This is a genomic window from Dactylosporangium sp. NPDC000244 (assembly GCF_040300725.1).
GTDB lineage: Bacteria > Actinomycetota > Actinomycetes > Mycobacteriales > Micromonosporaceae > Dactylosporangium.
In genome coordinates this window covers 37,881-62,074 of record NZ_JBEPEH010000014.1, presented here as the reverse complement: position 1 = coordinate 62,074, position 24,194 = coordinate 37,881, and the positions used below count along the sequence as shown (strand labels likewise).

Sequence of the window (24,194 nt, the reverse complement as noted above, 5' to 3'; positions counted from 1 at the left end):
GGTCCGCGCCGCCGCCGATCGGGACGCCTCAGCGGCGACCCGGGTCGAGGGCGCGGCCGACACGACGGTCGTACTGCCCACCGGCGAGCGGGTCCGCACGGAGGTCCGGCTGCGGCTGACCCGCGAGGCCGGCACCGCCACGGCCCGCGTCACCGTCGACGGGGCCGAGATCCTCCGGCGCCGCTGGGACTTCTGAGCGCGGCGCCGCCGACTCCCGCATCCCGGCGCCGAGCAGCGCCGCGGCGACGGCCGCCAGCGCGGCCCCGGCGAACAGGGCCCGGTAGCCAGGGATCGTGCCGGCCCCGGCGGGCGCGGCCCCGCCGGCGGCGACCGCGAGCGCGGCCAGCGCGGCGAGGCCCACGCCGCCCCCGAGCTGGCCTGCTGTCTGGTAGCCGGCCGTGGCGAGCCCGGCGCGGCGCGGTACGGCCGTGGCGGCGAGCGTCACCGGCACGGACTGCGCGCCGAAGCCGAACGCCAGCAGCGCGAGCGCCGCGACCGGCCATGCCACCGGCGACCGCGCGGTCATCGGGATCAGCGCCGCGATGCCCGCGGCCGTGACCACCGACCCGGCCACCGCGAGCCGCCACGGCGCGCACCGCCGCAGCAGCGCGGGCGCGGCGGCCGAGCCGGCCACGATGCCCAGGCTCAGCGGCAGCAGCAACAGCCCGGCGGTGACCACGCCGAAGCCCAGCACCTCCTGCAGCCACAGGGTGGCGGCGTAGCTCACCCCCACCAGCGCCCCGCAGGACAGCGCCGTCGCGGCGCAGGCGGCCGCCACCCGCCGGGCCGGGAACGCCGCGCGGTCCGGTGCCCGGTCGCCGCCGGCCGGTCCCGGGTGCGCGTCCCCGCCGCCCGCCGGCAGCCGCAGCGCGGCGAGCGCGGCCGCCCCGCACAGCAGGCCCGGGAGCCAGAACAGCGCGGCCCAGCCGAGGGACGCGGTGACGAGCCCGCCGAGCACCGGACCGGCGGCCACGGCGGCGGCGCCGAGCGCGCCCCACAGCGCCAGCACCCGCACGCGCTCGGCCGCGGTCCCGGCCGCCGCCATGGCCAGCGCGAGCGCGGCCGGGCTGAACAGCGCCCCGCCGGCGCCCTGCACCGCCCGGCCGGCGAACAGCGCCCCGGCGTCGCCCGCCAGGCCGCACAGCACGCAGCCCGCGGTGAAGACGGCCATGCCGGCGACGAACGGCAGCCGGGGCCCGGCCCGGTCCGCGGCCAGCCCGCCGAGGAGCAGGCAGGCGCCGAACACCAGCGTGTAGCTGTCGACCACCCACGGCAGCTGCGCCGGGGCGATGCGCAGGTCGTGCCGCATGGCCGGCAGCGCGACGTTGACGATCGTCGCGTCGGCGAGCACGACGAAGTTCGCCACGCACGCGATGAGCACGGTGGCCCGCCGCCGGCCGGGCAGCGCCGCCGCCGTCGCCGCCCGGGCCGGTGCCGTCACCATCGCAGCGCCGCCGCGGCCTCGGCGAGGACGGCCGCGAACTCCCCGGCGACCGCGGCCAGCCGCTCGGGCGGGTACAGCCCGTCGTGCCCGCAGACGTCGCCGCCGAGGGCCCCGTCGGGGTCGCGGCGCAGGTTGTACGACAGCGGCAGCACCTCGGGGTGGTCCTCGGTGTGCCGGGGGGACAACCGCAGCGGGTCGATCGGGCGGGCGGCGATGCGCACCGTCCGGCCGTCCGGCGCGCTCAGCGTCGCGGCCAGGGGCGCGGCCGCCGGCAGGTAGTTGTACCGCGTGTCGAAGAGGCGCTGCCGGCGTGCGGTCAGGTCGTCGGGGACCACCTCACGGATCCGGCCGAGCGGCAGCTGGTGGGCGAGCGCCTCCCGGTACGCGCGGGCCACGTCGGCGACGAGCCCCGGGAAGTCCCTGGAGCGCGACACGTCGACCCGCACCGGGAGATGGTCGAGCAGCGGGCCGACGACCCGCTGGGCGCCCGGCCGGTCGCGGCCCGCGCGGGTGACGCCGACGACCTGGTCGTCGCCGGCGTGCGCGCGGCGGGCCAGCAGCAGCGTCGCCAGCAGCGCGGTGCTGAGACCCCCGCCGTGCTCGGCCGCGGCGCGGCGCAGCGCCTCGGCGGCCGGGGCGGGCAGCGGCGCGATCGGTGCGCAGATGAACCGGCCGCCGACGGGCGGCAGCGGGGCCAGCGCCGGCAGGTCGCGCAGGCGCTCGCCCCACCACCGCTCGTGGCCGGCGTCGCGCGCCGCCCGCTCGGCCGCCGTGTGGTCGCCCAGGTGCAGGGCCAGGCGGGGCAGGCGCGCCGCCCGGCCCTGCAGCACCGCCCGGCAGGAGCGGACCAGCTCGTCGTGCAGGACGCCGTGCGACCAGCCGTCGAAGATGAGGTGGTGCACGAACAGCGCCAGCACGAAGCGGTCCGGGCCGAGCCGCAGCAGCGAGGCGTGCCACAGCGGCGGGCGGTCCAGCACCCGGGGCCGCTGCGACTCCGCGACGATGTGCGCGTCCGCGCTCGCGCCCGGATCGGCCGCGCCCGCGAGGTCGAGCACCGTGAGGTCGGCCTCGAGCGACGGCATGACGATCTGGTCCACGTCGGGATCGGGGCCGCCGGGTCGGATCCGGAACCCGGTGCGCAGCGCGGCGTGCCGGTCGGTGAGGCCGGCGAGCGTGACGCGCACCGCCTCGGCGTCGAGCGGGCCCTCGACGTCCCAGGCGATCGGCAGGCTGTAGTACGAGCGGCCCGCCGCGCACGCGCGCACCCAGTCCCGCTGGTAGTAGCTGGCAGGACGGTGGGCCGGTTCGGCCAGTGTCCGGGTCATGACCGGGATCTCCCTTCGGTGCTCACAAGCCGGCCACGAGCGCGGCCAGGCCGAGGTCCGGCTCCCGGGCGGCCCGCCGCAGCACGCCGCTGAACCGCTCGGCGAGCCGGCGCACCCGCGCGGGGCCGTGCAACTCGCCGTCGCCCTCCACCTCGCCGGTGAGCCGGCCGCCGTCGATGCGCGGCCGGTAGGCGACGGTCGCGTCGCCCAGCCACCACCCGTCGGGCCGGGTCTTGACCATGCCGTAGGGCACGGCCCGTTCGTCGCCGGGCGCCGCGGGTGCGGCCCCGGCCGGCCGCGCGGCCGGCGGCAGGAAGTTGAGGTTCACCGCGAACACCGGTGCCTGCCGCCGCGGCAGCAGCGGGGCCAGGCACCCCAGCGGCAGCCGGTGCTCGTAGGCGTCCAGCAGCGCCTCCCGGACCCGGCCGACCAGGCCGCGGAAGGTCGGGCCGCCCCCGAGTCCGACCACCAGCGGCAGCTGGTCGGCGAGGCACCCGACCACCGGGCGCAGGTGCGGCTGGTCGCGGTTGCCGACGGTCAGCCCGATCACGACCCGCTCGGCCCGCGCCGACTCGTGGTGCGCGGCGACGGCCGCCGCCGCGAGCACCGCGGTCATCGTCGTGCGCCCGCCCGCGGCGAGCCGCTGCAGCGCGGCGACCACGTCGGCCGGCAGCACGGGCAGCGCCGGGCGCTCGACGAGGTGGCCGGCGTGCGGGCCGGCCGGGTACGGCAGGCCGAACGTGTCGTCGCACCCGGCCAGGGCCGCCTCCCAGTAGCGCCACTGCGCCGCGGTCGGCCGCACGCCGCGCTCCTGCCGGGCGTAGTCGGCCATGTGGGTCACCGGCCGGGGCAGTCGCTCGCCCCGCCACAGCCGGGCCGCCTCGTCGGCGAGCACCTGACTCGTGCTCAGGTCGCTGATGGCATGGTGCAGCCACAGCACCAGCACGTGCCGGTCGTCCGCCGCGTGCAGCTCGGCGCGGGCCAGGGGAGCGTCCAGGAGCCGGAACGGCCGCTGCGAGCCGGCCAGCAGCCAGCCGGGCAGCAGCTCGCCCGCGCGGCCGTCGTGGCGTTCGCGGGTCAGCTCCAGCCGGGCCGCGTCCGCGACCCGCTGCTCGACCGGCGAGCCGGAACCGGCCCCGCGGGTCAGCACGGTGCGCAGGGCGCCGTGGCGCGCCGCCAGCTCGTCGAGCAGCCAGCGCACGCGCTCGGCCGGGGCCGGCCCGGGCAGCTCCACGACGGCCGGCACGTTCACCGCGGACTCGCCGGCGGTCAGGAAGGACTCCTGGCTGTACGACAGCGGCGCACTCACCGCCGAAGCCGGCGCGGGCGGCCCGGCGACCGCGCCGGTCGTCGCCGCGCTCACGCGGGCACCCCGCTCAGCTCGTCGCCGTCGGCCGGGGCGGCGGCGTCGACGCGTGCGGCGAACTCCCGCAGGCTCGTGCTGTCGAGCAGGTCGCGGACCGTGACCCGCCGCCCGAACTCCTCCGACAGCTCGCTGACCACCTCCATGGCCGCCAGCGACGCGCCGCCGAGCTGCAGGAAGTCGTCGCCCGCGGAGACCGGACCGACGTCCAGCGCCACCGACCACAGCTCGGCCGCGCGGACCTCCGTCGGCGTGCTCGGCGGCTCGTAGGGCCGGGCGTCCGCGTGCTGCTCCAGGTCCTTGCGCAGCTGCCGCTTGTCGACCTTGCCGATCATGTTGCGCGGCATGTCCTCGACCACGACGATCCGCAGCGGAGCGGCCGCGCCCTGCCGCTCGCGCGCGAACTCCTGCAGGGCCGCGAGGTCGAGGCCGGGCCGGGCCCGGACCGCGGCCATCACGCACTCCGTGAGCACCGGGTGGGGCACGCCGCACACGGCGGCCTCCACGACGCCCGGAAACTCCATCAGCGACGCCTCGACGTCCAATGTGGACACGTTGAGGCCGCCGGTGTTGACGAGGTCCGGGTTGCGGTCGACCAGATAGAAGTAGCCGTCGGCGTCGACGCGGCCGATGTCGCCGGTGCGGGTCCAGCCGCCGTCGAGGAACACCGCCGACTCCGCGGTCTCGCCGTCGTAGCGCCGCTGCGGCGCGTCACTGCGCAGCTGGACGTCGCCGGCCACGCCCGCCGGGGCCAGGCCGCCGTCCGGCAGGACGATGCGCACCTCGGACCCGGCGCCCGGCCGGCCGAGGGAGCGGGGCCGGGCGCGGTCGAAGTCGGTGGCCATCCGGCGCGGCCAGCACTCGGTGGTCGAGTAGACGTTGCGGATGCGCGCCGCCGGGAAGAGCTCGGCGAGGGCCTGCAGCGTCGCCGGGTGGATCGGGGCGCTGGTGGTGCGGACCTGCTCCACGCTGCCGAGGTCGTAGTCGCCCCGGGCGCCGGCGGTGACCAGCGCGATCGCCATCGCGGGCACCAGCACCAGATCCGTCGGCCGGAACCGGTCGATGGCCTCGAGCACCTCCGCGGGGACGAACTGCGGCAGCGTGAGCGTGCGGTGCGGTGCGGGGCCGAGCGGCTGCACGAGCAGGCCCTGGCCGACGGTCGTGCCCGGCGGCAGCGCGTGCAGCGCGGTGCGCGGTGCGCGCGCCCGCGAGCGCATCAGGGAGAACAGCAGGTTCTCGTGCGTGGCGACGACGCCCTTGGGCCGCCCGGTGGTGCCCGAGGTGTAGATGATCTCGGCGTCGTCGGCGGGCAAGACCGGCACGGCGAGCGGCGTCTGCGGCCGGTCCACGATCAGCTCGGCCACGGTGCACCGCGGCCCGTCGACGAGGTCACTGTCGCCGACGACGAGCACCGCGCGGGACGCGAGGAAGGCCGCCGTGGCCTGCTCGCGCCCGGCCGCCGGGGACACCGGCACCGCGACGGCGCCCGCCTTGAGCACGCCGGCCCAGGCCACGGCGTAGTCGGTCCAGTGGCGTGCGGAGACGTTGAGCAGGACGCGGGAGCCGGGCGTCACGCCCCGCGCGGCCAGCCCGTGGGCGGCGGCGTCGGAGGCGGCGTCCCAGTGGCCGAAGGTCAGGGCGACCCCGCCGGCCACCTCGTGCGCCACCGCGCCGGGCCGCTGCGCCGCGCGCAGGCGCAGCTGATCGGGAATGGTCCACCGCGCCGCTTCGTGGGTTTGCGTCACCGATGATTCCTCTCGCTCAAGATTGCTCCGAGGTGGTGCCACAACGCGCATCACGCTAGGTGTGCGCGGTGACGGGCGGCAATCCGAAAAGCGATTCCCGGTATCCCTTTCGCGGGCCATCTGGATGACGTATGCCCAGCTTGTAAAGCCCTTGTTGCCGAATCGTGAATGTCGATCAATGCGGCCTGCGTGTTACTCCGCCGTCTTCGGGAATTTACTTCAAAGACTCGTACCAATATCGCCGGTCTATTTTCGATCATTCCGCTGGCGTGCCGTGCCGGGAAATCTTTTTCGAAAACGGGGCCACTGGTGACCGGATCGCTACGTTACGATGTGCCGGTTCTGTTGCCTGCTGTCACCGTGAGGGCGAGTTGCCGGATACTCAGATCGACGCCGAGCTGTCCGCCGAGGCACGTAGCGTGCTCGGCCGGGACGACGTCAGTTTCACCCCGCTCGCGCATGGCCAGCGCATCGGCGTGACCTCCGGAGTCTTCCGGGCTCAGGCCGGTGACGCCCGGGCGGTCGTCAAGGTCGTCGCGCCCGCGGCCGACGCCGGCGGCAAGGTCTGGCGGGGCTCGCACGACCCGGCCAACTACCGGTTCTGGGAGCGCGAGGCGCTGTTCTACGAGGCCGGCCAGCCGCAGGCCTACACCGACGCGGGGATCGCCCTGCCCGGCCTGCTCGGCGCGTTCCGGCGCGGGGGCGGCGAGATCAGCCTCTGGATGCAGGACGTGTCCGGCAACGGCGGGGCCGGCTGGACCGTGCAGCGCACCGAGGAGCACGCCCGGCAGCTCGGCCGCGCGCAGGGCACCTGCCTGGTCGACGACGCCTGGCGCAAGTCGGCGGTGCCGTTCAGCCGCAACGTTCTGCGCGACTACCTCGACACCCCGGACGCGACGTCGCCCGACATCAACTGGGAGATGCTCGAGAACGCCGACGCCTGGGACACCCCCCTCATGCGGACCCACTTCGGCGGGCAGTTGCGCGAGGACGTGCTGCGGCTGTGCCGGGAGCGGTACGAGTTCGTGAGCTGGGGCGAGGCGCTGCCGCACACGCTGTGCCACCACGACCTGTGGCCCAACAACGTCTTCGAGCACGACGGGCGCCTGGTCCTGGTCGACTGGGCCTTCGCGGGCGAGGGCTGGGTCGGCGGCGACATCGGCAACTTCGTGTCGGACACGGCCCTGGACCTGCTGCGCCCGTCCGATGAGCTGCCCGCGCTCGACGAGGGCGTCTTCCGGGGATACGTGCAGGGCCTGCGCGACGCCGGGTACGACGCCGACGAGCGGGCGGTCCGGCTCGGCATGTGCGTGATGGCGGCCAAGTGGACGTGGCTGATCCCGGTGATGCTGACCCGCGCCACCCGCGACAACCACGAGGTCTACGGCAGTCAGGCGGTCGACGCGGACCGTCTCTACGCGGAGCGGGCCAACGTGTTCCGCATGCTGGTGGCGTGGGCCGCGGAGGCGCGCGCGCTGGCCGCCGAGCTCTTCCCGGCCGCGGCCCAGCCGTAGGCCGTGCCCGACGTCAACCCCTGGCTGCCGCTGCCGCCCGGGTCGCCGGACGCCCATCCGGTGTACTGCCTGCCGTACGCGGGCGGCAGCGCGGCCATCTACCGGCCCTGGCGGCGGCAGGCCCCGCCCGGGATCGCCGTCGTGCCCGTGCAGCCGCCCGGCCGCCGGGAGCGCTTCGAGGAGCCGCCGCTGACCTCGGCGGTGGCCATGGCCGAGCAGGCCGGAGCGGCGATCCTGCCCACCCTGCGCGGCCCGTACTCGCTGTTCGGCATCAGCATGGGCGCGCTGGTCGCGTTCGAGCTGGCGCACTGGCTCAGCGAGCGCGGCCGGCCGCCGGTGCGCCTGTTCGTCGCGTCGTACCCGGCACCGCACGTGCCGCGGACGCTGCCCCGCGTCCACGACAGCCCGGACTCGACCGTGGTGGAGCTGCTCTCGGCGCTGCGCGTCACCCCGCCGGAGATCCTGGCCAGCGAGGAGATGCGCAACCTGCTCATGCCGCTCATCCGGGCCGATCTCGCGGTCACCGAGACCTACGTCCCGCGCGTCCGGGAGCCCCTGCGCATGCCCGTGACGGTCCTGCGTGGCGTCGACGACCCGCACCTGTCCGAGGACTCCGCGCGGGCGTGGTCCACGCTCACGTCGGCCGCCTGCACGGTGCAGCGCTTCGACGCCGGTCATTTCCTCGTGCACGAGCGACCGGCCGAGGTCCTGCGCCTGCTGGCCGCCCCCGCCGCCGGGTAAGCCCTCTCACGCATCTCCATACGCCGATGCTTGACAGGTGGTCGGCCTGCACGGAAGGCTGCGCATAGCACGCGAGAGAGCGCTATCAGCCGGACGTCAAAGGGGGGCTTTCGCATCGTGCCTTCGGGGGAGGCTTTAGCATGCACGATTGTCGATTTACTCAGCGAGACGGCGCAGCGCAGCCCGGACACGGTCGCCTACCGGTTCCTCGGTGACGGCGAGGCCGAGACCAGCGCGCTGACCTGGGGCGAGCTCGACCGGCAGGTCCGCAGCGTCTCGGCCTACACGGCCCGGCACTGCGCGCGCGGCGACCGGGTCGTCCTGCTGGTACCGCCACGACTCACGTTCCTGCCGGCATTCCTCGGCGTGCTGCACGCCGGGTGCGTCGCGGTGCCGGTCGCACCGCCCGGCGCCGCCGCCGCGCACGTCACGGCCCTGCGCCGCATCATCGCCGACGCCGGCGCCACGCTGGTGCTGCACGACGTGCCGGGCGACGGGGACGACCTGGCCGGCAGCGGTGCCGTGGTCCGGCCGCTCGGCGAGGCCCTCGGCTGCGAGCCGACGGATGAGGCGCCGGCCGCCGATGTGCGGGACCTGGCGTTCCTGCAGTACACCTCGGGCTCCACCGGCGACCCGAAGGGCGTCATGGTGACCCACGCCAACCTCATGGCCAACGAGGCGCAGATCGCCGGGGTCTTCGGCACCACCCCCGCCGACGTGGTGGTCAGCTGGCTGCCGTTCTACCACGACATGGGGCTCATCGGCGCCGTGCTGCACCCGCTCTACGCCGGGGCCACCGCCGTGCTCATGCCGCCCACCGCGTTCCTGCGCCGCCCGCTGCGGTGGCTCGGCGCGATCAGCCGGTACGGCGGCACGATCAGCCCCGCGCCGGACTTCGCCTACCACCTCTGCGCCCAGATCGCCGCCGCGAACGGGGTGCCGGACGGGCTCGACCTGCGTTCGTGGCGGGTCGCCTGCGACGGCAGCGAGCCGGTCCGCCCCGCGACCGTGCGCCGCTTCACCGAGGTGTTCGCCGGCAGCGGGTTCGACGGCGCCGCGTTCGCCCCCTCCTACGGCATGGCCGAGGCCACCCTGCTCGTCAGCGGCGTCGCGCCCGGCCGGGCGCCGCGCATCGTGCCGTTCGACCGCGGCGACGGCCACCCGACCGAGGTGGTCTCGTGCGGCCCGTGGAGCGTCGACGAGATCCTCGTCGTGCGCGACGGCGTCCCCGCCGGCGACGGCGTCGAGGGCGAGGTGCTCGTGCGCGGCCCGAACGTCGCCGCGGGCTACTGGCAGCGCCCGGAGCAGACCGGGGCGACGTTCGGCTGCCGCGTCGGCGAGCACACCTACCTGCGCACCGGCGACCTCGGGTTCGTCCGCGACGGCGAGCTCTTCGTCACCGGCCGCGCCACCGACCTCATCATCGTGCGCGGCCGCAACCACCACCCGAACGACATCGAGACCACCGCCCAGACCGCCGACCCGAGCCTCCCGGCGGGCGTCGGCGCGGTCTTCACCGACGGCGACGACCTCGTGCTCGTGCAGGCCGTGCGCGGCGACGCCGACACCGGCCGGCTCACCGGCACGATCCGCGCGGCGGTGAGCGAGGCCCACGGCGTGCACCTCGACCACGTCGTCCTGGTCCCGCCGAGGGCCGTGCCCCGCACCACGAGCGGCAAGGTCCGCCGGTCCGAGTGCCGCCGCCGGTACCTCGCGGGTGAGCTGCCGGTCCTGACCGTCGCCGCCGAAGCGGCGCCCGGTGACGGGGCCGCCACCGGTGCGGTCGACCCGCGCGTCGGCGAGGCGATCGCCGCCGTCCTCGGCGTGCAGGCCGCGTCGGTGCGCCCCGACACCCCGCTGACCGCGCTCGGCCTGGACTCGCTGCGCGCGCTGCGGGTGCAGGACGAGCTGGCGACCCGCACCGGCGCCGAGGTGCCGCTGTCGGTCCTGCTCGGCGGCGCCACCCCGGCGTCCCTCGCCGGGGAGCTCGCGCGGTACACCGGCGGCCCGGACGGCACCGGCGGCCCGGACGGCACCGGCGAGCAGGACCAGCCCGGCCCGGACGGCGACGGGGGCATGACGGTCGGGCAGCGGGCGCTCGCCTTCCTCAGCGCCGTCGGCGCGCGCGGCGCCGCCGACTACACCATCGCGCGTTCGGTACGGCTGCCCGAGGACCTCGAACCGGCCGTGTTCGCACGGGCCGTCTCCGCCGTCGTCGCCCGGCATCCCGCGCTGCGCAGCCGGTTCGCGGGCGAGCCGGGCGAGCAGACGCTGACCGTGCGCGAACCGGGGGAGGCCGCCTGGTGCACCGTGCACGAGCTGGCCGCGCCGGACGAGCTCGAGGCGCGGACCCGGCGGCTGCTCGGCACGCCCCTGGACCTGGCCGCCGACCCCCTGTTCGGCTGCACCGTCCTCACCGCGCCCGGCGTGGCTCCCGTCCTGGTGCTGCGGGTCTCGCACCTCGTGGCCGACCTGCACTCCATCGCCCGCGTGATGGACGAGATCCTGCGGGTCTGCCGCGGCGAGGCGCTGCCCCCGCCGCCCGCCGCGTTCGCCGCCGTCGTCGCCGAGGAGGCCGCGTACCTGCGGGCACCCGGGACCGAAGCCCTCGCCGAACGCCTCGCCGCCGGGCTGCGCGACCTGCCCGACGTGCGCTGGCCGGTCCCCGCGCCCCGCGGCGGCACCGACGCACCCGGCGCGGCCGTCACCATGCGGCTCGACGCCCCGGCCACGGCCGCGCTGCACGCGCTCGCCGAGGCCGAGCGGACCACGCTGTTCGCGGTGCTGCTGGGCCTGTACGGGCTGTTCCTCACCGGCCTGACCGGCAACGACACGATCGCCGTCGGGGTGCCGTTCGCGGCCCGGGAGGGCAGCCGCCGCCGTGGCGCGGTCGGGTACCTGGTGAACACCCTGCCGATCCGCCTGCACCTGCCGCCCGGCACGACGCCCGCGGCGGCGGTCCGGGCCGCACGCCAGGCCCTCTTCGACGGCATGGACGCGGCCCGGGTGCCGCTCGCCGTCGTCGCCCGGCACCTGCGCCGCTCCCGCACGGCCGCCGCGGCGCTGTTCCCGGCCCTGTTCGACCTCCTCGACGACCCGGAGCCGGGCGTCACCGGCCTCGGCGCCGCCGGGCTGGACCTGCCCGGCGCGGTCGTGACCGCCGGGGCGCAGCGGTTCACGCCGTACCTCGCCGGCACCCCGCGCCCCCTCGCCGACCTCGACGTGGCGTTCACCGCCGCCGGGGACGAGCTGCGGGGCCGGTTCGCCTACGACGGCCGGGTCTTCGACGACACCACCGGCGCCCTCCTGGCCGAGCTGTTCACGAGCCTGGTGCGCCACGCCGCCACCGCCCCGCACGCGCCCCTCGCCTGGCACGGCGGCCCGCCGGGGGCGCTCGCGGCGCCCCCGATGTCGGTGCTGCCCGCGCCGGACGGCGACGAGCCGCCGCGGGCGCTCGGCGCGCTCTTCGCCGAGCAGGCCGCCCTGCGCCCGGACGCCGAGGCCGTGGTCCGGGCGGGGGAACGCTGGACCTACGCCCGGCTCGCCGCACAGGCGGCCGCGGCCGCCGCCGTCCTGCCCGCCGTGCGCGCCTCGGCCGCGGTCGGCACCCCGCTGGTCGGCCTGTGCTTCGCCGACCCGGTGCGGTTCCTGACCGGCATGCTCGCCGCGTGGTCCAGGGGCTACGGGATCGTGCCGCTGCCCGCCGACTTCCCGGACGAGCGCCTCGCGTACATGATGGACGACTGCGACCTGGGCGCCGTGCTCGCCGACGAGCACGACGGGCACGCCGAGCGGCTGGCCCGGCTCGCCGGCGCGTCCCGTCCCGTCGTCACCCTGCCCGGCGCCGACGCGCCCGAGCCCGCTTCCGAGCCCGAGCCCGCCGGCGACGGCGGTCCCGTGCTCGACGCCGACGACGTGGTCTACGTGGTGTACACGTCCGGCACGACCGGCCGCCCCAAGGGCGTGCCGATCACCTCGGCGCAGGTGCTGCCGCTGCTGCGCTGGCAGGTGAAGGGGCTCGGTGCCGGCCCGGGGATGCGGCTGGCGCAGACCCTCGCCCTGTCGTTCGACTTCGGGCTGCAGGAGCTCATGACGACCGTGCTGTTCGGCGGCACGCTGTGCGTCCCGGAGCCCGCGGAGCGCTACGCGCCCGACGCCTTCGGCGCGTTCCTGCGCCGCGACCGGGTCGAGACCCTGTTCGCCACCCCGTCGTTCCTGCGCGAGCTGGTGGCGCACGGCGTCTCGCTCGCCGGGCTGCGGCTGCTGGTGCTCGGCGGGGAGATGCTCACCGCCGCCGCCGTCCGCGACGTGCTGCCGCTGCTGGGCCCGGGCACGGGCATCATCAACGGGTACGGGCCGACCGAGGCGAGCATCAACTGCACGATGCACTTCGTGGACCGGGCCCGGATCGCCGGGGCCGACGGCGGCCCGCCCGCCGACGGTGCCCTGCCGGTCGGCGCGGCCACCGGGCGCAGCGACGTCTACGTCCTCGACGAGCGCGGCCGGCTCCTTCCGGCCGGTCTCGTCGGCGAGGTGTACATCGGTGGCCCCGGCGTCGCCGCGGGCTATCTGAACCGTCCCGGCGAGACCGCGACCCGGTTCCTGCCCGACCCCGTCGCCGGCTCCGGCGTCATGTACCGCACCGGCGACATCGGCCTCGTCACCGGCGGCGAGCTGCTGCTGCTCGGCCGCCTCGACCACCAGGTGAAGATCCGCGGCTACCGGATCGAGCTCGGCGAGGTGGAGGCCGTGCTGCGCGACTGCCCCGGCGCCGAGGACGCGGTCGCCCTGCTGGACCGCGGCGCGGAACCGGCCCGGATCGTCGGCGTCGTCGTCGGCACCGCCTGCGACCCCGCGGCCGCCCGTGCGGAGCTCGCCCGGCGGCTGCCCGCCTACATGGTGCCGGGGCGGATCATCCGGGTCGCGGCACTGCCCCGGACCGCGCACGGCAAGCTCGACGAGGACGCCCTGCTGCGCCGCTCCCGCGAGGAACGTGCCGTCACCGGGCACGGCGGGGTGCGATCGGCGGTCGCCGGGGCCTGGCAGGAGCAGCTCGGCCTGGACCGCGTCGACCCGGACGCCAACTTCTTCGAGCTCGGCGGGCACTCCCTCGCGGTGGTCCCGATGCTCGCGGCGGTCTCCGAACGCGTCGGCGTCGGCAAGCTTCCGCTGCACACGCTCTTCGAACATCCGACCGTGCGGCTGCTCGCCGAGCACGTCGAGCAGCTGCTCGCCCGGCAGGCCGGTGCGCCGGCCGCGGCACCCGGCTCGTCCGGCGGCGACGGCACCGATGCCGCGCCACCGGCCCGGCCGGTCGCCCGGCGGCAAGCCCGCGGCCGGCAGCGGGGCCTGGCCGACCGATCCGCACGTCCGCAAGGAGTATCTGAGTGACCGAGCATGTGGTGACCTCCCCGGCCGACATCGCCGTGATCGGCATCGGCTGCCGCTTCCCGGGTGCCGCGGACCCGGACGAGTACTGGCGCAACCTCCGCGAGGGCATCGAGTCCATCGCGATGCACGGCGACGAGGAGCTGCGCGCCCGTGGCGTGCCCGAGCACCTGCTGGAGAACCCGCGGTACGTGAAGGCATCGGCCGTGCTCGAGGGAGCGGAGGACTTCGACGCGGCATTCTTCGGCTACAGCAACCGCGAGGCCGAGGTGATGGACCCGCAGCACCGGGTCTTCCTCGAGTGCGCGCACGCGGCGCTGGAGGACAGCGGCTACGACCCGCGCCGCTACGCCGGGCTCATCGGCGTCTACGGCGGCAGCACCATGAACACGTACCTGCCGATGAACCTCATGGCCGGCGGCGGTGTCGTGGACGTCGTCGGCGACCTGCAGATCATGGTCGGCAACGACAAGGAGTACCTGACCTCGCGGGTGTCGTACAAGCTCGACCTGCGCGGCCCGAGCTGCGTGGTGCAGACCGCGTGCTCGTCGTCGCTCGTCGCGGTGCACGTCGCGGTCCAGGCACTGCTCAGCGGCGAGTGCGACATGGCCCTGGCCGGTGGCTCGTCGATCCGGATGCCCGTCGGCGGCGGCTACCTGCACCAGCCGGGCGGCACCTCGTCGCCGGACGGGCACTGCCGCGCCTTCGACGCCGACTCGGGCGGGTCCGTCGTCGGCAGCGGCGCCGGGGTCGTCGTGCTCAAGCACCTCGCGGACGCGCTGCGCGACGGCGACCACATCTACGCGGTCGTCAAGGGCAGCGCCGTCAACAACGACGGCGCCACGAAGGCCAGCTTCACCGCCCCGAGCGTGCTCGGCCAGGCCCAGGCCGCGGCCGGTGCGGTCCGCGCGGCCGACGTCGACCCCGCCGACATCGGGTTCGTCGAGGCGCACGGCACCGCCACCCCGCTCGGCGACCCGATCGAGGTCGCCGCGCTGACCCAGGCCTTCCGGCAGTGGACCGACCGCGTCCAGTACTGCGCGCTGGGCTCGGTGAAGACGAACATCGGCCACCTCGACGCGGCCGCCGGCATCGCCGGGTTCATCAAGGCGGTGCAGACCGTCCGGCACGGGCTGATCCCGCCGACGCTGCACTTCCGCAGCCCGAACCCGCAGCTGCGCCTCGACGACAGCCCGTTCTACGTCAACAACGCGCTGACCGAGTGGGATTCCGACGGCCCGCGTCTCGCCGCGGTCAACTCGCTGGGCATGGGCGGTACCAATGCGCATGTCATCATCGAGGAACCACCGCGGCCCGCGCCCTCGGACCCCGCGGAGCGCGGCCAGTTGCTCGTGCTCTCCGCGCGCACGTCCACCGCGCTGCACGAGTCCACCGCGCGGCTGGCCCGCTGGCTGCGCGAGCACCCGGCGGCCAACCTCGCCGACGTCGCGTACACCCTGCAGATGGGCCGCCGGCCGATGCCGCACCGGCGCACCGTCCTGGCCCGCGACGTGGAGGACGCCGCCTACGCGCTCGACGCGCCGTCGTCGAAGCGGGTGCTCACCCACCGCGCCGACCCGCCCGCGTCCGGGGTCGCGTTCCTGTTCCCGGGGCAGGGCACCCAGTACCCGGGCATGGCCCGGACCCTGCACGAGACGATGCCCGCCTTCCGCGACGCGGTCGAGGAGTGCCTGGCCGCGCTGGAGCCGGACTTCGCCGCGCGGCTGCGCGAGCTGCTGCTGGCCAAGGGTTCCACGACCGACCTGGCGGACCGGCTGCGCGACACCGCCTTCGCCCAGCCCGCGCTGTTCGTCGTCGAGTACGCGCTGGTGCGCCTGTTCGCGACCGCGGGCATCCGGCCGGCGGCGATGCTCGGCCACAGCATCGGCGAGCTCGTCGCCGCGACCGTCGGCGGCACGTTCCGCCTCGCCGACGCCCTGCGCTTCGTCGTCGCCCGCGGCGCCGCGCTCTCGGCCCTGCCCGGCGGCGCGATGCTCGGGGTGCCGCTCGCCCCGGCCGAAGCCGCGCAGTACCTGGCCGACGGCGCCGAGATCTCCGCGGTCAACGGCCCGGCGGTCATCGTCGTCGGCGGCCCGGCCGAGGCGGTCGACGCCACCGAGCAGCGGCTCAACGCCGCCGGCATCCCGGCCCAGCGGCTGCACGTCTCGCACGCGTTCCACACGGCCATGACCGAGCCCGCCCTCGGCGCGCTGCTCGCCGCCCTCGACGGTGTCGAGCTGCGGGCGCCGGCCGAGCCGTGGATCTCCAACGTCACCGGCACCTGGATCACCCCGCAGGAGGCGACCGACCCCGGCTACTGGGCCCGGCACGTGCGCGGCACGGTCCGCTTCGCCGACGGCGTCGCGACCCTCGCCGAGCGGGCCGACCTGGTCCTGCTGGAGGCCGGCCCGGGCGGCGTGCTCACCGGGCTCACCCGTGGGGCCGGTCCGTGGGCCGAGGCGATCCGGCCGGTGCCCGGCGCCCAGGACCGCGTCGACGCCCGGCAGAGCGTCCTGTCGGCGGTCGGCGCGCTCTGGGCGGCCGGCATCGAGGTCGACTGGTCCGGGCTGTGGGCCGGGACGCGGCGCCTGCGGCTGTCGCTGCCCACGTACCCGTTCGAGCGCCGGCGGCACTGGGTCGCCCCGCTCGCCGAGGCGCCCGCCGCGGCCACGGCTCCGGCCGCCGTCGCCGGCGACGCGCGCATCCCGTCCCCGGACGGCTGGTGGCACATGCCGGTGTGGACCCAGAGCGCGCCGGTCACCGGGGCCCGCGAGCCCGGCCGGGTGCTGCTGCTCGACGGCGGTACCGGACTCGCCGGCCCGCTCGCCGCGCGGCTGGGCGGCACCGTCGTGGCCTCGGCCGCGGCCCTCGCGGCCCGGCTCGCGGAGCCGGGCGGCAACCGCGTCGACCGGGTGGTCCTGCTGCCCGCAGACCCCGGCACCGACCTCGAAGGCCTCACCGCGCTCGCCCCGGTCGTCGACGCGGCCCGCCGCCACGCCGGCGACGGTGTCGTCGAGCTCGTGGTCGTCACGAGCGGCGCGTTCGACGTCCACGGCGACGACCCGGTCTCGCCCGGGCTCGCCGCGCTGCACACGGTGGCGCTGCTCGCTCAGCAGGAGCACGCCCAGCTGCGCTCGCGCGGCATCGACCTCGGCGCCGCCGACCCGGTTGCGGCCGGCGTGGACGCGCTCGCCGCGGAGCTCGCCACGGACGGCGCGCCGCAGCTGGTGGCGTACCGGGCGGGCCGTCGCTGGACCCGCACCTACGCCCCCTGCCCGGACGACCGGGCGCCGGCGGCCCCGCGCCCGGGCGGCACCTACGTGATCCTCGGCGGGCTCGGCTTCTTCGGCCGCACCGCCGCCGCGCACCTGCTCGGCACGGCCGGCGCGAACGTCGTGCTGGCCGACATCCGCAGCGGCGACGCCGCGGCGCTGCGGGAGCTGGAGGGCCTCGGCGGCACCGTGGAGGTCGTCACCGCCGACTGCGCCGACGAGCACGCGGTCCGCGAGGTGCTGCGCCGCACCGCCGACCGGCACGGACGCGTCGACGCGGTCCTCTTCGCCGCGGGCCCCTCGGCCACCGAGGGCGTCGCGGGCCTGGCCGAGATGACCGCGGACAGCCTCGCGCCGCATCTGCGGACCCGGGTCGCCGGGCTGCGCGCCCTCGCCGCGGCCGCCGACGGCCTGCCGGTCGGGGCGTGCCTGCTCGTCACGTCGCTCGTCACCGCGCTCGGCGGCATGGCCACCGCGCCGTACGCCGCGACGAACCTGTGGGCGGAGGCCTTCGCCGCGGCCCGCGGCGCCGGCTCCGAGGGGGCCGCCCGGTGGACCACGGTCGCCTGGGAGCACTGGCGGCGCCCCGGCGAGCAGTCCCTCGGCGGGCAGCGGGAGCGCTACGCCATCGACGCCGACGAGCTGACCGTGACGATCGACGCGGCCCTGCACCGCCCGGCCGGCACGTTCGCGGTCTCCACCGGCCCGCTCGCGACCCGCGTCGCGGCGGCGCGCAAGCCGATCCCGGCCGCGCCCGCCCCGGAGCCCTCCGGCGGCGACGCGCCGCAGCGGCACGGCCGGCCCGACGTCGACACCGTCTACGTCGCGCCCCGCAACGAGGACGAGCGGCTCGTCGTCGAGGTGATGGGCCAGCTGCTCGGCATCGAGCGCGTCGGCGTCCTGGACAACTTCTTCGACCTCGGCGGCGACTCGCTCATGGCGATGCAGCTCATCTCGCTGCTGCGCGACAAGCTGCGGACCTCGCTGCCGATGTCGGACATGTTCCGCGACCCGACGGCGGCCTCGCTCGCCGCGGCCATCGCCGAGCACCTGGCCGGCGGCGGCGCGCCCGCCGCCGACGCCCCGGCTCCCGCCGGCTCCCCGGCCTCCGCCGACGTCGTGGAGGACGGCGAGATCGAGGCGCTGCTCGCCGCCGGCTCCGCGCAGGAGATGGAGGACCTGCTCAACGAGCTGGAGCAGCAGGACCTCGGCGACCGCGAGCCGGCGGGCCAGCAGGACGGCCCGGCCCTGTGACCGCCGCCGACCTGGAACTCGACCTCGGCGGCCTGACCGTCGCCGAGCTGCGCGCCGCCGGCCCGGAACGCCTCGGCCACCTGGCCCGCGCGGCCCGCGACCTCGTCGTGCGCAGCGTCGCGGCCCGCGGCGGGCACCTCGGCCCCAACCTCGGCGTCGTCGAGCTGACGTTCGCGCTGCACCGCGTCTTCGACAGCCCCGAGGACGTCCTGCTCTGGGACACCGGCCACCAGTCGTACATCCACAAGGTCGTCACCGGCCGCGCCGAGCGGTTCGCGTCGCTGCGGGCCCTCGGCGGGCTGTCCGGCTACCCGTGCCGCACGGAGAGCGAGCACGACTGGGTGGAGAACTCGCACGCGGGGACGTCCCTGTCCTACGCGGCGGGCCTCGCCACCGCCTTCCGCCTCGCCCCGGACGGCGCCGGGACACGGCGGCGGCGGGTGGTGGCGGTCATCGGCGACGGGGCGCTGACGGCGGGCATGGCGATGGAGGCGCTCAACGACATCGTCGACCGCGGCCTCGACGTCGTCGTCGTGCTCAACGACAACGCCCGCAGCTACGCACCCACCACCGGTGCCGTCGCGCAGCTGCTCGCCGAGCTGCGCGCCGGCGGCCGGGAGCGGTCGGCCAGCGTGCTCGGCTGCCGGTACCTGGGCCCGGTCGACGGGCACGACGTCGCCGCGACCGAGCGGGTCCTGAGCACCGCCCGGGACACCACCGGCCCGGTGATCGTGCACGTCGTCACGCGCAAGGGCGAGGGCTACGCGCCGGCCGAGCGCGACCAGGTCGACCATCTGCACGGCGTCGGCCCGTTCGACGCCGACACGGGCACCGCCGCGGCCGGACCGGCCGGCCGGCGCCCCGCCGGTGACGTGCTCAACGAGACCCTGTGCGAGCTCGCCGCCGCCGACGATCGGGTGGTCGTGGTGGCCGCGGCGATGACGAGCGCGTCCGGGCTGGACCCGTTCACGCAGCGGTACCCGGGGCGGATCCTCGACGTCGGCATCGCCGAGCAGCACGCGGTGACGCTCGCCGCGGGCCTCGCGATGGCGGGCATGCGGCCGGTCGTGGCGATCCACGCGACGTTCCTCGGCCGCGCCTTCGACCAGTTGCTGTTCGACGTGGGCCTGCACGACCTGCCGGTCGTCTTCGTCGCCGACCGGGCCGGGATCACCGGCGGCGACGGGCCGTCGCACCACGGGCTCCTGGACGTGGCGCTGCTGCGCCACGTCCCGGGCGCCGCGGTCGCCACCCCGTCCGACGCGGCCGAGATGACGGCGCTGCTGCGGGCCGCGGTCGAGCGCCCCGGCCCGACCCTGGTGCGCTACCACCGCAACCTCCCCGAGGGCCGGCCCGGCGCGGGTCCGGGGGAGCTGCCCGCCCCGCACTGGGCGTGGGACGGCACCTCCGGCGACGTGCTGCTCGTCGCGGCGGGGGAGATGACCGCGGTGTCGGCCGCCGCCGCCGAGCGCCTCGCGGACGCGGGCCTTCGGGTCTCCCGGGCCAACGCCCGCTGGCTGCACCCGGTCGACGACCGCCTGGCCGAGGTCGCCGCGGCGCACCGGCTCGTCGTCACGGTCGAGGACCACTGCCGGGCCGGCGGCCTCGGGACCGCCGTCCTGGAGACCCTCTCCGACGCGGGTGTCCACGTGCCGGTGGTCCGTTGCGGCGTGCCCGTGGGCTACCTCCCGCACGGCGACGTGCCGTCCCTGCGGGCCTCGAGCGGCCTCGACCCGGAGGCGGTCGCCGCCCGGGTGCTGGCCGCCCTCGACGCCGGCCGCTCCTGAGCGGGCGGCCGGTCAGCGGCCGGCGAGGGCGGCGACGACCGGGGCGAAGTGCTGCAGGGCGGTGTGCGGTACCGACACCGAGGACAGCCCCCAGCGTTCCCGGCGGGCCAGGAGGTCCTCGGTGACCGACTCGACCGAGCCGATGATGAGGCTCGGCTGCGCGCGCAGCTGGGCGACGGTGATGCCCATCGCGCCCGCGTACATCTCCAGGAGCGGGCCGGGCTGCGGGGTGATCATGCACTCCCAGACGACGTGGTGCAGGCGGGGGCTGCGCCCGTGCGCGGCCGCGGCGGCGCGTACCACGGCGACCTTCTCGTCGAGGCGGGCCGGGTCGAGGTCGGCCTCGTCGGCGCCGCCCCCGGGGAGGCTGCGGGCGGTGAGGCTGACCGTGTCGGCGTGCTCGGCGGCGAGGCGCAGCAGGCGCGGGCCGCCGGCGCCGACGGTGAGCGGGATCCGGGGCCGCTGGACGGTGACGAAGGGCTCGGTGAGCTCGACGGTGTAGTGCGCGCCGGTGTACGACAGCGGCTCGCCGCGCAGCAGCCGGTCGACGACGGCGACGCTCTCGGCGAAGCGGGCGGCGCGCCGCGGGCCGTCGTCGAAGCGGATACCGGCCGCGCGGTGGTCCTCGGCCCGCCAGCCGGCGCCGAGGCCGAGCTCGGCCCGTCCGTCGCTGAGCACGTCGAGGGTGGCGATCTCGTGGGCGAGCAGCACCGGCGAGCGCACGTCGTTGTTGGCGACCCGCGGGCCGAGCCGCAGCGTCGTGGTCACCGCCGCCGCGGCGGCGAGGGCGGGCAGCGCCGCGAGCGGCTGCTCGACGTGGTCGTTGAGGTACAGCGCGTCGTAGCCCAGGCCCTCGACGGACCGGGCCAGCTCCAGCCAGGCCTTGCTGGAGGGTCCGCCGGAGGTCTCGCCGCCGGTCGCGACGGAGAACGTGAACGGCTGGGTCATCGAGCCTCCTGAAGATGCGTGAGGACCACGTCGTCGCGCGGTTCGCCGGGGAGCAGCGGTGCCGGCCGCCCCCGCAGCCAGTCGTCGAACTGGTCGGCGTAGTTCGGGTGCCGGGGATCGCCGGACTGCCCGCCCGGCAGGTGCAGGATCGCGTCGCCGGGACGGCCGGGCGAGGCCACGAGCCGCATCGCCGGGCCGAAGCCGGTGTGCGCGGCGTGCACCGACTCGGCGCAGCCGGGCAGCGCGGCGTCGGGCAGGTCGAGCATGGCGGCCAGGTCGGGCAACAGCGGCGAGAGCGGGTGCCGCGCGCCGGTACGGTTCAGCGCTCCCCACGCGACGTCGGCGACCCGCTCGGCCCCGGCCGCGACCCGCAGCATGGCGGCCGACAGCTCCAGCTGCCCGAGGACGAACCGGGCCCGGGTCCGGTACGGCGCCGGCACGACCGCGGGCTCGGCCCGCAGCAGGGCCCGCAGCGGCAGCTCGTGGTCGAACCAGGTGTAGCGGAACCCCGGTTCGAGCGCCCGGCACGGCTGCAGCAGCGCCGCGAACAGCGACTCGCGCAGGTTCTCCCGCAGCAGGATCAGCAGGCCCAGCCCGCGCGCCCCGGCACCGGCGGTGCCGTCCCACGCCTCGACCGCATCGAGGGCGTCCGACAGGGCCGGCGGGGTGTCACCGGCCTCGCGTACCGCCGCGCGGACCAGGTCGCGGTAGAACGCGAAGAATCCGGCGTCGGTGTCGAGCTGCACGGCGGCGAGGTCCGCCTCGGCGAGCGGCTCCCCGGTCTCCAGCAGCGTCACGATCCGCCGCGCCCGGCAGGCGCTGAACCCGTTGGCCGCCACGTGCCCGGCGGCGGCGTGCTGCGGCGTGAGGTTGTTGGCGACCACGACGAGACCGCCGGGCGGGTCCACGAGCCGCGGCAGCCGCGCCGCGCCGGGGAAGCTGCCGGTCACCGTCCAGGCGACCCGGCCGTCCGCGTCGGCGACCACGATGTTCAGCGGCGGCCCGGCGGCCCGGTTCGCGACGTCGCAGGCCTCCTCGGCGGTGGCCGCCTCGGCGAGGTCCGCCAGGCCGAGGTCCAGCCCGCCCGGCTCCAGCGGCCGCCATCGCAGCGCCACCGGGCGGCCGAGGAGCGAGGGCCCGTACACCGGGCCGAAGCGGGACTCCCGGACGCCGATCTCGACCGGTTCGCCGCCGCGGACCTCGATGCGCTCCGTGCGGACGGTCAGCGGCTCGTCGTCGCCGATCGGCACCAGGCGGGCGTTGTCGGCGGTGAGCCGGGTGGCGCCCCACGCGATCCGGCCCGTCGAGCCCGCGATCACCGCCGGGACGCCGGGCACCACGAGACCGTCGACCTCGTGGCCCGGGTAGCGCAGCGACACGCGATACAGCAGCGGTGGCGCCGTCAGCGGCAGGTGCATGTCGTTGGCCAGCACGGCCCGGCCGTCGGCGGTCCGGCGTCCCGAGACCGCCCAGGCATTGGAGCCGAACGGCGACTCGTCCGCGCCGACGACCGGCGCGGCGCTCGGGTCGGGCCGGGTCGCACGGGCGATGCCGGCCAGCGTCGCGAGCAGGGCCGGGTCCGGCGGGTCCGGTGGCGGCGCCGGGCGGCCGTCGATGCCGATGTCGTAGGGGCCCCGCTCCGGCAGCAGGAACGACACGACCGCGGCGGGCAGGGCGGCCTCCATCACGGCGCGCATGCGGTGCTCCGCGCCGTCGCCGCCGAGCATCTGCGCGAGGAGCAGCGCCACCGCGGTGCAGTCCTCGGGGCGCCACGGCTCGGGCGCGGCGCCGGTGACCGCGAACTCGACCGGCAGGTCCGGCCGGTCCGGCAGGGAGCCGAGCCGTTCGTTCACGCCGCGGGTGTACGCCTCGACGAGGGCGCGCTGCTCCGGCGGCAGGTCCCGCAGGGCGCGCTCGGCGGCGATGCGGATGCCGAGGGTGCGCTGGGCGGTGTCGTGGGCCAGCAGACCAGGGCCGAAGACCTCGGCGAGGCGGCCGGTCGCGCGGCGGCGGAACAGGTCGAGCTGGAACAGCCGGTCCCGGGCGGTCACCCAGCCCAGGCCGCGGGCGACCGCCACGCGGTCCGGGCCGTGCACGACCGGCACACCCTTGCCGTCGGTGCTGACCCGGACCTCGCCGTCGGAGCCGCCGCTCACACCGCGGCCGGCACAGTGGCCGGCGCAGCGGCTTCGAGACCGGCGTCGAACTCGGCGGTCGCCAGATCGGCGAGGCGGCGCAGGTGGACGAGGTGCTCGACGACCGCGTCGTGCCCGACGCCGAAGTCGACCAGGCAGGCGATCTCGGTCGCGCCCGCGGCGACCAGCGCCCGGACGCGTTCCAGGGCCGTCTCGGGGGTGCCGAACAGGCCGTTGGTGGTGAAGTACCGCTCGAAGGCCATCTCGACCAGGGTCTGCTTGTCCTGCTCGGTGACCTGGTCCAGGTTGATGTCGAGGCCGCGGCTGCGGACCAGCTTCTCGAACAGGTCGACGTGCGAGCGCAGGTAGCGCTGCAGCGGCTCGCGGGCCAGGCGGCGCACCGCGTCGACGTCGGTGCCGACCAGGGTGTGCAGCATGACGGTGATCTCGCCCGCGTCCGGCGCCAGGCCCTCGGCCTCGCGGGCCTCGCGGTAGACGGCGGCCTTCTCCGCGAGCTCCTCGACGCTCTGCTCCAGCAGCGCGGTCAGCACGTTGGTGCCCATTCGCGCGGCCGTGCGCCACGTCGCGGGGTTGCTGGAGCTGGTGAGCCACACGTCGAGCGAGGTCTGGACGGGCCGCGGGTAGGCGGCGACGGACACGGTCGTCCCGGCGCCGTCGGTCCGCTCGAGCGTGCCGCCCGCCCACAGGGTGCGCAGCTGGGTCAGGCGCTCGGCGAGCACCTGCTTGCGCGGCTCGAAGGTCCCGGGCGAGACGACGAAGTCCTGCGGGTGCCAGCCGGAGGCGAGCGAGATGTCGACCCGCCCGCCGGAGAGGTTGTCGACCATCGCCCAGCGCTCGGCGACCTGCAGCGGGTCGTGCAGCGGCAGCACCACGCTGCCCGCGCGGATGCGCAGGCGCCGGGTGGTCGCGGCGATGGCGGCGGCGAGCACGGCCGGGTCCGGGTAGGGCCCGCCGAACGGGTCGTAGTGCCGCTCCGGCATCCACACCGCGTGGAAGCCGTGCTCGTCGGCGAACGCGGCGCAGCGGCGCACCAGGTCGTACGTCGCGGCGGCCGGGTGCTGCGCGTCGGAGGAGAAGAAGAACAGGCTGAATCGAGGCGCCCGCGAACCGTCCCGTGGCGCCGGCGTCGGCGCGGGCGCCGGCGTGCTCGCCCCGGCGGGGCGGGTCTCGCGCAGGCGCCGCTGCAGCTCGACGCGCTGCTGCGGGGTGAGCTGGGCCAGCCGCGCCCGCAGCTGCTCGTTGTCGGCGGAGGTCACC

12 protein-coding genes are annotated in these 24,194 nt (G+C 76.6%); 5 read left to right on the top strand and 7 right to left on the bottom strand.

The genetic code is table 11. From position 1 onward, the window contains the following. Positions 1 to 28: 28 nt before the first annotated feature. Genes ABT369_RS20990 through ABT369_RS20975 form a run of 4 tightly spaced genes read right to left on the bottom strand, consistent with a single transcriptional unit; the run spans position 29 to position 5,877 of the window. Complete coding sequence (locus ABT369_RS20990; protein ID WP_350614116.1) at positions 29 to 1,444, bottom strand: MFS transporter; 1,416 nt, start codon at positions 1,442 to 1,444, stop codon at positions 29 to 31. Continuing rightward, on the bottom strand, positions 1,438 to 2,769 hold the full coding sequence (locus tag ABT369_RS20985; protein WP_350614114.1) for a condensation domain-containing protein: 1,332 nt from the start codon (positions 2,767 to 2,769) through the stop codon (positions 1,438 to 1,440). The genes ABT369_RS20990 and ABT369_RS20985 overlap by 7 nt, the downstream gene beginning before the upstream one ends. Positions 2,770 to 2,791: 22 nt before the next feature. Next, a complete protein-coding gene (locus tag ABT369_RS20980; protein WP_350614113.1) occupies positions 2,792 to 4,132 on the bottom strand; it encodes a condensation domain-containing protein in 1,341 nt (446 codons plus the stop codon). Beyond that, a complete protein-coding gene (locus ABT369_RS20975) occupies positions 4,129 to 5,877 on the bottom strand; it encodes an AMP-binding protein (protein WP_350614112.1) in 1,749 nt (582 codons plus the stop codon). Before ABT369_RS20975 ends, ABT369_RS20980 begins: the two co-directional genes overlap by 4 nt. A gap of 371 nt (positions 5,878 to 6,248) precedes the next feature. On the opposite strand from ABT369_RS20975, the gene ABT369_RS20970 reads away from it, so the two are divergent. The 5 genes from ABT369_RS20970 to ABT369_RS20950 all read left to right on the top strand — a co-directional run bounded on the left by ABT369_RS20970 (position 6,249) and on the right by ABT369_RS20950 (position 19,833). Further along, positions 6,249 to 7,391, top strand: a complete 1,143-nt coding sequence (locus ABT369_RS20970) for a phosphotransferase (protein ID WP_350614110.1) — start codon at positions 6,249 to 6,251, stop codon at positions 7,389 to 7,391. Between the two features lie 3 nt (positions 7,392 to 7,394). Beyond that, on the top strand, positions 7,395 to 8,132 hold the full coding sequence (locus ABT369_RS20965) for a thioesterase II family protein (protein ID WP_350614109.1): 738 nt from the start codon (positions 7,395 to 7,397) through the stop codon (positions 8,130 to 8,132). Between the two features lie 117 nt (positions 8,133 to 8,249). Continuing rightward, positions 8,250 to 13,523, top strand: coding sequence for a non-ribosomal peptide synthetase (locus ABT369_RS20960; RefSeq protein WP_350614107.1), 5,274 nt, complete (start codon positions 8,250 to 8,252; stop codon positions 13,521 to 13,523). Continuing rightward, a complete protein-coding gene (locus tag ABT369_RS20955; protein WP_350614105.1) occupies positions 13,520 to 18,046 on the top strand; it encodes a type I polyketide synthase in 4,527 nt (1,508 codons plus the stop codon). The genes ABT369_RS20960 and ABT369_RS20955 overlap by 4 nt, the downstream gene beginning before the upstream one ends. Continuing rightward, positions 18,043 to 19,833 carry a 1-deoxy-D-xylulose-5-phosphate synthase gene (locus ABT369_RS20950; protein ID WP_350614104.1) on the top strand — a complete coding sequence of 597 codons (1,791 nt, stop codon included), beginning with the start codon at positions 18,043 to 18,045 and terminating at the stop codon, positions 19,831 to 19,833. Before ABT369_RS20955 ends, ABT369_RS20950 begins: the two co-directional genes overlap by 4 nt. Before the next feature lie 12 nt (positions 19,834 to 19,845). Here the strand turns inward: ABT369_RS20950 and ABT369_RS20945 are convergent, their stop codons facing one another. The 3 genes from ABT369_RS20945 to ABT369_RS20935 are packed head-to-tail and all read right to left on the bottom strand — an operon-like array spanning position 19,846 to position 24,193. Further along, complete coding sequence (locus tag ABT369_RS20945) at positions 19,846 to 20,781, bottom strand: TIGR03621 family F420-dependent LLM class oxidoreductase (RefSeq protein WP_350614103.1); 936 nt, start codon at positions 20,779 to 20,781, stop codon at positions 19,846 to 19,848. Further along, positions 20,778 to 22,937, bottom strand: coding sequence for a penicillin acylase family protein (locus ABT369_RS20940; RefSeq protein WP_350614102.1), 2,160 nt, complete (start codon positions 22,935 to 22,937; stop codon positions 20,778 to 20,780). Before ABT369_RS20940 ends, ABT369_RS20945 begins: the two co-directional genes overlap by 4 nt. Then, positions 22,934 to 24,193 (bottom strand): MupA/Atu3671 family FMN-dependent luciferase-like monooxygenase, encoded by a 1,260-nt coding sequence (locus tag ABT369_RS20935; protein ID WP_350614100.1) that lies wholly within the window; start codon positions 24,191 to 24,193, stop codon positions 22,934 to 22,936. The genes ABT369_RS20940 and ABT369_RS20935 overlap by 4 nt, the downstream gene beginning before the upstream one ends. Between the last annotated feature and the right edge of the window lies 1 nt (position 24,194).